Here is a 10,780-nt window from a genome sequence, read left to right on the forward strand (position 1 = left end):
CCATATGAAGTTAACAATTTTAAAAATGGAGTTCAAATGGAAATTTTATTTTATAATTAAGGGCAGTCCTTAGTGAATTAAATTTTCCAGGCTTAATTTAATTTATCGATAAGCAACTTTTTTGTAATGTTTATGCATATATATTTGTTCTTATAATTCATCATACAATTTTACATGCAATCTCCCCTTAAATTTATTGATTCAAATAATTCAAGTTTTTTTTTGACTGTCCGCAACAGGGTAGATCACTACTTTGAAAAAAATGGGATATCCAGACGAGCCAACTTTCAAATGGTGGCCAAAACGGTGATATATATCACTTTATTCATTTCTCTTTACTTACTAATTATTCTTCAGGTCTTCCCCCTTTTCCTTTTATTGGTATTGGCCATATGCCTGGGCATGACCATGGCATTTATTGGGTTCAATATCTGTCATGATGCCCTGCACGGCTCATATTCTTCCAAGCCATGGGTCAATAAGTCATTGGGCTTGTTGTTTAATATAATCGGGGCCAACGTTTACATTTGGAATATCACTCATAATAAAATCCACCATACCTATACCAACATTATAGGCCATGACGGGGATCTGGAAGTGGCTCCCGGTATGGTGAGGGTGTCCCCAATCGAAAGACATAAACCGATCTATCGATACCAACACATCTATGCCTTTTTTCTATATGCATTGGCCTCTATGTCTTGGTTTTTCAGAAAAGATTATCTCAAATTTTTCCAGAAAAAGATCGGGCAACATGAGAATAACCACCCCACAATCGAGTATTTCAATCTCTTTTTTTACAAATTTATTTATTACACCCTTTTCATCATATTGCCATTGGTATTTATGGATATCACCTGGTGGCAATACCTAATCGGCTTTTTTGCACTCAATTTTGCTGAGGGGCTGGTGTTGGGATTGGTGTTTCAATTGGCCCACTTGGTCGAGCAGACCTCTTTCCCCCAGCCGGAGGAGAACGAAAACATAGAAGAGGCCTGGGCGCAACACCAGATGAGAACAACGGCCAATTTTGCCAGGAAAAGCAAATTAGCTACCTTTCTTTGCGGGGGACTCAACTGTCAGGTCGAACACCACCTGTTTCCTAAAATCTGCCATATCCATTACCCAGCCATTTCGGATATTGTCAAGCAGACGGCCTTGGAGCATGACCTGCCCTATTACGAGAACAAAACCTTTATCTCTGCGCTTAAGTCCCACGCAAATTTTCTGAAGAGAATGGGGCGGCCACAAAACGAAAGTTTAAGCCATTAAGGAAGCAAAAAATATGACAATGAAAAAAAAACAGGCTTTTACAGCCTGTTTTTTTTATTCTTAATAAGATCTGATCGGCTTCAAAATAGGCCTATCGCCATGCTGCTATCGCCTGTTTTCTAGTTAGTGCATGGTCTTGAAGCCCGGCTCATAGATGATCCGCACAAAGGAGCTGAGCCCCTGGATTTCCGTGTTGATGGGAATACCAGAGACGATGCCCACCATCAGGTTTTCGGCCAATGCGAGCCTCATCTGTGGCCGCATCACCGTCAGCAGTTTTCCCTGGTTCAATTCCTTGTTGATCTCAAGGCCGATGAAGTTCCGGGTGCCGGTGATCATGTAATGTAGATTGGTGTTAAACTCAAACACCTGATAGGTTCCCTTGTGGTGGAACTCCTGAATAAACTTTGGTCCTGTATAGATGAGGGTATGGTAATTCCTACCCCACCTTTTTGCCGCTACAAAAAACGGGTTGTAGATGTTGCCCTGATAGGCTTTTTCCCTGCCCATCCTATCCAGATCTGTCAATTCAAATTCATGGATATATCCCAGCGCCAAGGTGGTGTTGTGCTTTTCCGAAACCAGGAATGACCACTGAGTAGCCAGTTTCAAGCTTTCTAGCCTGTTGGATGGTTTGCGCACGTCCGAATTGGCCATACTCAACGGTTGGCTGTACATGGTTACGGGAAGTTCAATCTCAAAACCAAGCCTATCGATCGGCGCCCATTCGTACTCTACCAATGCTTCAAACTCATTGTAATGCCGGCCGGCTTTCATGCCCATCCCTACGTTCCACTCCTTTTCGCCCTTTCTGGCACCCAGGTCACGGATCAAATCTATATATAGCGGTTCGGCATGGAGTACCTTAGGCTTTTCCCCTTTTACATTTTCCACCTCATATATAAATAAGCTGTCCAAAACAAGGTTTTCTTGCCTCAAGCTGTCTCTATCCGTTTGTGCCATAGAGAAAAACGGAAGGAGAAACCCCACTAAGAGGATGAGTTTTTTCATAGTTTTCATAAAATTAAGCGCGCAAATATATAGAAATGCTTAAGTATTTCTCCTGTTAAAAATTATTAATTTCCGTAGGTTTTTTTGTTGGCATCCAAGACTATATAAGAGAGGTGATTTGCAAAGCTTTTGAGAGGGTTTATGGAAAATTTATGTCAGTTTAAAATAAAGATCTCCCATAAAATTGCTAACTTAAGGTGTTGTTAAGCAAAAGGTTACGATGAGTTTTTTGTGCCGGATTTTTATTTGTCAAATATCCCAAAGACATGACTGTTTTGACCATCTCCTTTCAAAAAATCCGCAACAGCGACGTCTCCCTGGTCGGTGGCAAGAATGCCAGCCTCGGAGAAATGATCCACGAACTTGCTCCGCTTGGAGTCAACATTCCTGACGGTTTTGCCACCACGGCAGATGCCTTTAGAAGTTATCTCCATGAAAACGGGCTTGACGCAAGTCTTTCCCGCCAACTCCAGCAACTGGACAGCAAGGGGCTGGGCAACCTCCAGGAGGTTGGGGCCAAATGCCGGGAACTCATGGCATCGGGCAATTTTTCCGAAAAGCTCAAGACAGAAATTTTGGAGGCTTACCGTAAACTCCTCGGTCAAGAGGATATATCTGTCGCCGTAAGAAGCAGCGCCACGGCCGAAGACCTTCCCACCGCCAGTTTTGCCGGCCAACATGACAGCTTTCTCAACATCAAAGGCGAGAGCGAACTGCTGGATGCGGTGAAACGCTGCTACAGGTCCCTTTTCAACGACAGGGCGATCAAATACCGGATTGACAACGGGTTTGACCACATGCAGGTGGCCCTTTCGGTGGGGGTACAACGTATGGTGAGATCAGATCTTGGAAGTGCGGGAGTGGCCTTTACCATCGATCCTGAAACAGGGTTTGAAAAAGTAATCTACCTTACGGCTTCCTGGGGACTGGGAGAGAATGTAGTGCAGGGAGCGGTGAATCCCGATGAATTCTATATTTTCAAACCCTCCCTCGAAAAGGGCATGAAAAGCATCATCCACCGCAAACTGGGCTCCAAGGAACATAAAATGGTGTATGCCGAAAATGCTGAGCGGCCCATCACCAATATCGAAACCGAGCCTTTTGAAAGGGGGATTTTTTCCCTGCAGGACAGGGAAGTGGAAATCCTTGCCCAGTGGTCCGCTGCTATTGAAAAGCATTATAACCTCCCCATGGACATTGAGTGGGCCAAGGATGGGTTGACAGGGGAGCTTTTCATAGTTCAGGCTAGACCGGAGACCGTTCATAGGCAGGCCAAAAAGGTGGCCGGGAAGGAGTATAAACTTATGTCAAGGGCTGAGCCGATCTGTAAGGGCAAGGCTGTTGGGCGGTCCATCGCCAGCGGAAGGGTTTGTATTGTACATTCCGTGGCTGATGCCAAAAAGGTTAAGAAAGGTGACATCATCGTGGCTGACATCACCAATCCCGATTGGAACAATATGTTGCAGAAAGCGATAAGTATCGTTACCAACAAGGGGGGGCGGACCAGCCATGCCTCCATTGTGGCCAGGGAATTGGGAATACATGCTGTGGTCGGAACAGGTGACGCGACCCAGAAGCTGTATGATGGGCAAATAATCACCGTTTCCTGCATAGAGGGCGACGAGGGCCATATCTATGACGGTAAACTCGATTGGGAAGAAAAAGAGGTCAGTTTTGAAGCCTTGGAGAGCACCCGGACTAAACCCATGTTCATTTTGGCAGATCCCGAAAAAGCCTTCAGGTTGTCTTTTTATCCCAATGAAGGAGTGGGCCTGTTGAGAATGGAATTCATAATTGCCAACAGCATCCGGATCCATCCCATGGCGCTGGTGAAGTTTGGGGAACTGGATGACAACAACGATAAGAGAGCTATTCAGGCCATCACCCAACACTATCATGATAAGAAAAAATATTTCGTAGAAAACCTTTCGGAGGCAGTGGCCATGGTTGCAGCCGCATTTTATCCCAAGGATGTCATCGTCCGAATGAGTGACTTCAAAACCAATGAGTATGCGGAACTCATCGGGGGGAAAAGTTTCGAGCCCCATGAGGAAAACCCCATGCTGGGATTCCGGGGAGCCTCTCGGTACTACAATGACCAGTACAGGGAAGGCTTTGGACTGGAATGCCAGGCCATGAAAGTGGTCAGGGATGAAATGGGCCTTACCAATGTAAAAGTGATGATCCCTTTTTGCCGGACAATCGAGGAGGGCAAAAAGGTGCTGGAGACCATGAAAGAGTTTGGCCTTGAACGAGGTGACAACGGTCTTGAGGTATACGTGATGGCCGAGATCCCCAGCAACGTGATTTTGGCCGAGGAGTTTGCGCGGATATTTGACGGTTTCTCCATCGGTTCCAATGACCTCACGCAACTCACTCTTGGGATAGACCGAGACTCCGCCACCATCAGCGAGCTTTTTGACGAGAACAATGCCGCGGTGAAGCGCATGCTTTCAGAAGTTATCCGCAGTGCCAAAAAAGCTGGGGTAAAAATAGGTCTTTGTGGGCAGGCCCCAAGTGATTATCCGGAGTTTGCCCAGTTTTTAGTGGAGGAAGGCATTGACAGCATTTCCTTCAGTTCGGATGCCTTGTTCAGAGGCATAGAAAACATCAAGATCGCTGAGGATAAGGTCAGCAAACCTGCATAAATCATACTTTTCAACTTAATGATACTCACATGAAAATGAACTTTGAAAATAAAGTCGCTTTGGTCACCGGAGGGAGTTTCGGTATTGGCCAAGCCACGGCCATAGCTTTTGCCCGAGAGGGGGCCAAGGTGGTGGTGGTCGACTGGGTGGAGGATTCAAAAACTGTGGATAAGATCAAAAATGAAGGCGGGGATTGTATTTTCATTAAAGGGGATATGTCCAGTGAAGAAGATATCAAGAATAAGGTGGAAAAGACCATCAGTCACTACGGCCGCCTTGATTATGCCTTCAACAATGCCGGAGTGGAAGGATTGACCGCTCCAGTGATCGACTGCACCAATGAAAACTGGGACAAAGTCCTCGGAATAAATCTCAAAGGGGTATGGTGGTGCATGAAGTACCAGTTGCCCCACCTGATCCAGAACGGGGGCGGGGCCATTGTAAACAATGCCTCGATTGCGGGATTGGTTGGATTTCCCGGTATACCCGCTTATGTGGCATCCAAGCATGGACTGATAGGCTTGACCAAAAATGCCGCACTCGAATACGCAAAGTCCGGCGTACGGATCAATGTTGTCTGCCCAGGGGTGATCAAAACCCCCATGATTGACCGCTTCACCGGAAAAAATAAGGAGGTGGAAAAGCAATTTGAATCCGCCGAACCCATCGGGAGGTTGGGCGAGCCGGAAGAGGTGGCCGATGCGGTGCTTTGGCTTTGTTCGGAGAGGTCATCCTTTGTCACCGGGCATGCCTTGGCCGTGGACGGGGGCTGGGTGGCGCAGTGAAATGGTAAATAGGGGTGGTGGTGGCCTGAGTGTTCATAATGAATTTTATAAAGATTGATTTGGAAATCCCTCCTTTCCTATATTGACAAAAAAATGAATCCCCACGGTGCGGGTAAGACCGAGGGGATTCCTTAAGATTCGGCTATTTGGTAACGGCCTTACGAATGGTGACCGGGTCTTTTATCGGATGGGCTTTACCTATTATATTGCTTATCACCCTAATTGGGGCCAGATGGTCATTGTAGTATTTTTTTGCGCCCTTTTCCAATTTTTTCCGATAGGCCTCATTGGTCAACAGATAGTTTACCGCATCCTCCATCTCGCTTTCATCTTCTATTAAATGAATGTTTTCTCCATGCTGCAAAGGTTCAGGGAGTTCGTTGATTATGGGGCTGGAAATCATGGCTTTTCCCATGGCTAGAAACTCACCCAGTTTCCACCCATGGCAATTAAAAACTGAAGGGGTATTGAATACCAGCGCGGATTCATGGGTTTTCTGTAGAAATTCAGGGTGGGAAACAAATTTCTTGATTTTCAACTCTTTGAAATCCTTCACCCCTTTGAATTTTTTATAAAAGAAAAAGCCACCCTCAAAGCTGCACAAGGGACTGTTTTTACATATGGTCATAAATTGCTTTCTCAGGTGGTTGGTGCCCAGTTGGCAATTGGCATGTTCCCACAAGGTTGCAATGGTGAAAATGTATGGCTTTCTTTTAGGGCTGACTGGCCTAGGTGGGTTGACAAATTGGTTGAGATAGGATTTTTCCATCTGGTTTTCATAGGTCCTCACAAAGGTTTTCCAATAAATTCCCGGCTGGAAGTTAAGCCTGCGGAGATTTTGCAGGCAGTGCCAGTAGGTCTTCCATTTACCCCATATGCGAATGCTAAACCCTGGCCCTATGGACAGCAGCTTAGAGATATCCTTTCTGCCACTCAGGTAATCCAAATTGACGTTGATTTTGGCGTAGGTGTCACACCAGCGATAGGCGTGTTCATATACTTCCGGGCTGTCCCTAAAATCGATAATATATTTGGTGCTTTTGCCGGCAGATTCCACCACAAATGCTGTATAGTTAAAATACTCTCCATTATCATTTTTTTCACGGTTTTGAAAAAGCTGTGAAAAGGGGCTTCTTTTAAAGCTCACATTTTTCCGCCCGAAATAATCGTAGAGGCCTACCAAATAGTAGGCAGTGTAGTTGATGCGGGTCGCGGGGTCGACAAAAACGTTTACGTTTTTCATTGAAAAAAATGATTAAGGTGGAAAAAATAGCTTACAGCAATTTAGCTATAAATTATCAAAAATGGAAGCTGAAAACAGGGAGGATTTCGACAAACTTTTCAGTCCTGTTTTATAAAAGCCACCGTTTTTTCATCCTTTTTTCCATCAAAAAACTGGTCCAATACCTGCTGAAAAATAAGGTCTCCTGTAGCCAAAAGGAATAAGGTGACGCAGGATCGAAGCTTTAAATCATCCGGAGATCCCATTATTTGGTAAGCTGTCCTTTGCCCGTGAGGCAACAATAGCTCGCAGCATTCCCGCAAATTGTGACCCAACACTGGATGCTGGTAAAAAGCCTTGGCCTCAGCCAGGTCCCTAATTCCATAAAACTTAGCCGTACTACTGTGTCCTAACTGCTTAAGCTGGGGGAATATATACCACATCCAATGGGATACCTTCTTGCCATTTTGGAGCTCTTTCTTGGCTTGGGCCAGACTGCTGGCTTGGGCCTCAAGGAAGCGGGTAAGCTGGTAAGGATCCTCTACTCGTCCCATGTCACCAAACCTTCGGCTAAGGTATGTCTCTTCTTGGGTTTTTTGGTTGTCAGTTCCAGAAGGTAATTGAGCTCTTCTGTTTTTTCATCTTTCATGAAAATCTCATTGCTTTCATATCGGATTGCCTGACCAGGCTCCAAGTCAGAAGTGACGCGGTCAAAGCTGATGTACTTTTTGTTGACTTTTAGGTATACCCGATAGGAACCGCCTTCCAGGGTTTCCTCTCCCTCATTGACTAGTATATAGGAGAAATGCTTGCCCTTGTTGTCGGTTTCGTGCACGGTAACCTCCCCCTTTACGGGCAGCTCAGTTTGGCCAAATGCTGAAAGGCTCATCATCAGACAGGCCAGTGCGGTCATTAATTTTTTCATGAAATCTGTTAGTAGTTTAATTGGTGTGTTCAATTTAGGGATATATTACGGAAAACGGATTGGCCGAGGGGTAAAAATGATTGGTTCTAAAAGAAAAATATTGATAATCAAGTGGGTAAAAAAAAGAAAGGCTGAACACCAACCTTTCAGTTTATCCTTTCCTAGGTCATCACATGGCCTTCGGGGTTTTCCTGCATCACTGATTTGATCTTAGTTACCATCTCCGGCGTGATTTCTTTCACGCCATGAACCGTTGTCGCATGTTCGGCGGCAAGCTGCATTGCTTCCTCCTCGCTTTTGGCCCTGATCACCCCATTGCAATCAAAACCTACATCTCTGCAATAAATGACTTTTTCCATGAGTATTTTGCGATTGGTTATGATGTAAATTTACTCATTTTCAATGATTTAGTCAATTTGTGCTGGTGAGTTATTAACTTTCAATTGCTGAAAGTAAGCTGTTGATATCCAAAGCCCTGGTGTACATATCCAATTCCCCCTTGGAGGTTTTGGGCCAAGCCTCGACTGGCCGGTCCCAGTAAAGCTCCACGCCATTGCCGTCGGGGTCGTCGAGGTACAAAGCTTCAGAAACACCATGGTCGGCAAATCCAGTAAAGGGATAATCGGTCTCCTTGATTCTTTGGTAAATTTGCGCTAGATCTTTTCGTGTAGGGTAAAGAATGGCCGTATGGAAAAGCCCCGGAGCATTGCGGGGAGCCGCGCTGGCATTTTTGCTAAACCAGACATTCAAGCCTATGTGATGGTGATACCCTCCTGCGGAAAGGAAAGCTGCTTCCTCCCCAAATTTTTGCTGCAGCTCAAACCCCAACAGTCCACAGTAGAAATCCATGGCCCGTTGCAAATTGGAAACCTTTAGGTGCACATGCCCAATACGGGTGTGGCTGGGGATTTTATAAGAATTTGTCATGGCTATAATAGGGTGGCTGTTCTACTAGTTTGTCCTTTTATCACCTCATGGACAAACTTCAGTTTTTTCTGTACCGTGGGGGTGATGACAAAGGGGTAGGCATCTCTTGCGCCCATGCTTCTGTTGAGGCTGTTGATCATCAGGGAGAGGGGGAACCAGTTTTTGATAATTTGGTCAAAATCTTTTTCCAAATAGGGATCAAAATCAGCCTTCCCGGAAAGCACGGGATGGTCTGTGGCCAAGTTGGGGTGGATGGATAGCCCATATGAAAAGGCGGTATCGAGAGTATCCACTATATGCAGGTAATGTGCCCAGGTCTCTGCCCAATCCTCCCAAGGATGCATGGTCGCATAGGAGCTGATGAAATTTTCCCTCCAATCCTGAGGGGGGCCGTTTTCGTAGTGCTGATCAAGGGCCTTTTGATAGCTTTTGCGCTCATCTCCAAACAAATCCCTAAAAGAATCCAGATAAGGACTTCCCATCACCAGTCGGTCCCAATAGTAATGCCCAACTTCATGCCTGAAATGTCCCAAAACTGTCCTATAAACCTCATCCATTTGGTTTCTGGCCATTTCCCTTTCCACATCGTCGGCCTCGGAAATGTTCATGGTGATCACCCCATCGGCATGGCCGGTCAGAACCCGTTGCCCAGGAGGCAGGCCCTCATCCGATTTGAAATCAAAAACCAGCCCCTCTTGGGCATTTTCCAATTTGTTGACTACGGGTACGTTCCACCTGATCAAGGCATAGATTAATCTATGCTTGGCTTGTTCTATGGCGGTCCAGCGTTCCAAGTGTTCCGGGTTTGAGAGATTGGGAATGGTCCGGTTAAGGGAGCAGGCCAGGCAAAAGGACTGATCGCTATCCGCTGGAAGAAGCCAGTTGCAGACGCCATGCTGATGGTTGTGGCATTTTTTGAAGGTTTCGCCGGTGCTCGTGTCGTTCCAATACTCCCCTACAGGGGACAGGGACTTCATCCCAGTATTTCTGGGGTCAAAACCGAGCTCGGCTTTACAGTTTGCGCAATGGAAGTTTTCAAAATATACCGGTTGCTCGCAATTGTGGCATTTAAAAAGTCTCATAGGTAAAAGGGATAGCTGTCATATCATTAAGCAAATTCCCTTGAAATGGTTTTGGCCATAAAAGCTTTTTGAATACCCTTTGTGTGATTTTTATCACTAACTTAGAGTAGGTGAACCCCTTTCTTTGAAAAAATAACCTAAAACTAAAATGGAATTAGATTCGCTAAAGGAAAAATTGCCCTTGTTGACAGACCCGCAATTGTTGAACGCTCTTAACGCAGAAGGCAAGTTGATGACTTTTGAACAGGGAAAATCCATCATGGAGCCTGGTCAGTTTATCAAAATGGTGCCCATCGTGCTGGATGGAGCCATCAAAGTGATGAGGACAGATGAAGATGGACGCGAATTGTTTTTATATTACCTGGAGCCTGGGGAGACCTGCGCTTTGTCTTTGACCTGCTGCAGTGCGCACAAGCCCAGCGAAATCAAAGCCGTAGCAGAGGAAAACACCACCATTTTGGGCATTCCCGTACAGCTTCACGAAAAGTGGATGGATGAATATAAGCAGTGGAAGGATTTTGTGTCCAGCACCTACCAGCAGCGTTTTCAGGAAATGCTCGTTGCCTTGGATGCGGTGGCCTTCAAGCGTATGGATGAAAGGCTGATGCGCTACATCGTCACCAAGATGAAGCAATACAAAGGCAATGAACTCCACACCACCCATCAGGAAATTGCCAACGAACTCGGCACCTCCCGCGAAGTCATTTCCCGACTGCTCAAGCAGCTGGAAAAGAAAAAATGGATCGAGCTGGGAAGAAATGTGATTTACATCCGGGATGATTTTGAGGAATTGATTAGTAAGTAGCCCTTATGATAAAGGTCAAAAGTTAAACAAAAGCCTAAAAATGCTGGTTGGATTGGCGTACCGTTGATAAGTTTCACCCACGGTACGTTTTATTATGACCCGA

General features: G+C 45.6%; 11 protein-coding genes. 4 read left to right on the plus strand and 7 right to left on the minus strand.

Going from position 1 to position 10,780, the window contains the following annotated elements:
- The first annotated feature begins 174 nt into the window (after window positions 1-174).
- Window positions 175-1,272: a fatty acid desaturase family protein gene (locus KIH41_RS01995; protein ID WP_214161315.1), complete on the plus strand. Its 1,098-nt coding sequence runs from the start codon at window positions 175-177 to the stop codon at window positions 1,270-1,272.
- A 123-nt stretch (window positions 1,273-1,395) separates the two neighbouring features.
- Here the strand turns inward: KIH41_RS01995 and KIH41_RS02000 are convergent, their stop codons facing one another.
- Window positions 1,396-2,283, minus strand: coding sequence for an HAEPLYID family protein (locus KIH41_RS02000; RefSeq protein WP_214161316.1), 888 nt, complete (start codon window positions 2,281-2,283; stop codon window positions 1,396-1,398).
- A gap of 266 nt (window positions 2,284-2,549) precedes the next feature.
- Here KIH41_RS02000 and ppsA point away from each other — a divergent pair, with 266 nt between their 5' ends.
- Both ppsA and KIH41_RS02010 read left to right on the plus strand, forming a co-directional pair.
- Entirely contained in the window at window positions 2,550-4,931 is a 2,382-nt protein-coding gene (ppsA, locus tag KIH41_RS02005) for a phosphoenolpyruvate synthase (protein ID WP_214161317.1), read from the plus strand.
- A 29-nt stretch (window positions 4,932-4,960) separates the two neighbouring features.
- The gene (locus tag KIH41_RS02010; RefSeq protein WP_214161318.1) at window positions 4,961-5,716 is read left to right on the plus strand and encodes an SDR family oxidoreductase; all 756 of its coding nucleotides are present in this window, start codon (window positions 4,961-4,963) and stop codon (window positions 5,714-5,716) included.
- A gap of 142 nt (window positions 5,717-5,858) precedes the next feature.
- Here the strand turns inward: KIH41_RS02010 and KIH41_RS02015 are convergent, their stop codons facing one another.
- The 6 genes from KIH41_RS02015 to KIH41_RS02040 form a co-directional block, all read right to left on the minus strand.
- Window positions 5,859-6,959, minus strand: coding sequence for a glycosyltransferase (locus tag KIH41_RS02015; RefSeq protein ID WP_214161319.1), 1,101 nt, complete (start codon window positions 6,957-6,959; stop codon window positions 5,859-5,861).
- 98 nt (window positions 6,960-7,057) lie between these two features.
- A complete protein-coding gene (locus KIH41_RS02020; protein WP_214161320.1) occupies window positions 7,058-7,492 on the minus strand; it encodes a DUF1810 domain-containing protein in 435 nt (144 codons plus the stop codon).
- On the minus strand, window positions 7,480-7,863 hold the full coding sequence (locus KIH41_RS02025) for a hypothetical protein (RefSeq protein ID WP_213945013.1): 384 nt from the start codon (window positions 7,861-7,863) through the stop codon (window positions 7,480-7,482). The genes KIH41_RS02020 and KIH41_RS02025 overlap by 13 nt, the downstream gene beginning before the upstream one ends.
- 161 nt (window positions 7,864-8,024) lie before the next feature.
- The gene (locus KIH41_RS02030) at window positions 8,025-8,222 is read right to left on the minus strand and encodes a DUF1059 domain-containing protein (RefSeq protein WP_214161321.1); all 198 of its coding nucleotides are present in this window, start codon (window positions 8,220-8,222) and stop codon (window positions 8,025-8,027) included.
- Window positions 8,223-8,295: 73 nt separating this feature from the next.
- A complete protein-coding gene (locus tag KIH41_RS02035) occupies window positions 8,296-8,790 on the minus strand; it encodes a VOC family protein (protein WP_213945011.1) in 495 nt (164 codons plus the stop codon).
- Between the two features lie 2 nt (window positions 8,791-8,792).
- A complete protein-coding gene (locus KIH41_RS02040; RefSeq protein ID WP_214161322.1) occupies window positions 8,793-9,872 on the minus strand; it encodes a zinc-binding metallopeptidase family protein in 1,080 nt (359 codons plus the stop codon).
- A gap of 148 nt (window positions 9,873-10,020) precedes the next feature.
- On the opposite strand from KIH41_RS02040, the gene KIH41_RS02045 reads away from it, so the two are divergent.
- Window positions 10,021-10,677, plus strand: a complete 657-nt coding sequence (locus tag KIH41_RS02045) for a Crp/Fnr family transcriptional regulator (protein ID WP_214161323.1) — start codon at window positions 10,021-10,023, stop codon at window positions 10,675-10,677.
- Window positions 10,678-10,780: the final 103 nt, after the last annotated feature.

The sequence above is a fragment of the Litoribacter ruber genome (genome assembly GCF_018500185.1).
GTDB lineage: Bacteria > Bacteroidota > Bacteroidia > Cytophagales > Cyclobacteriaceae > Litoribacter > Litoribacter ruber.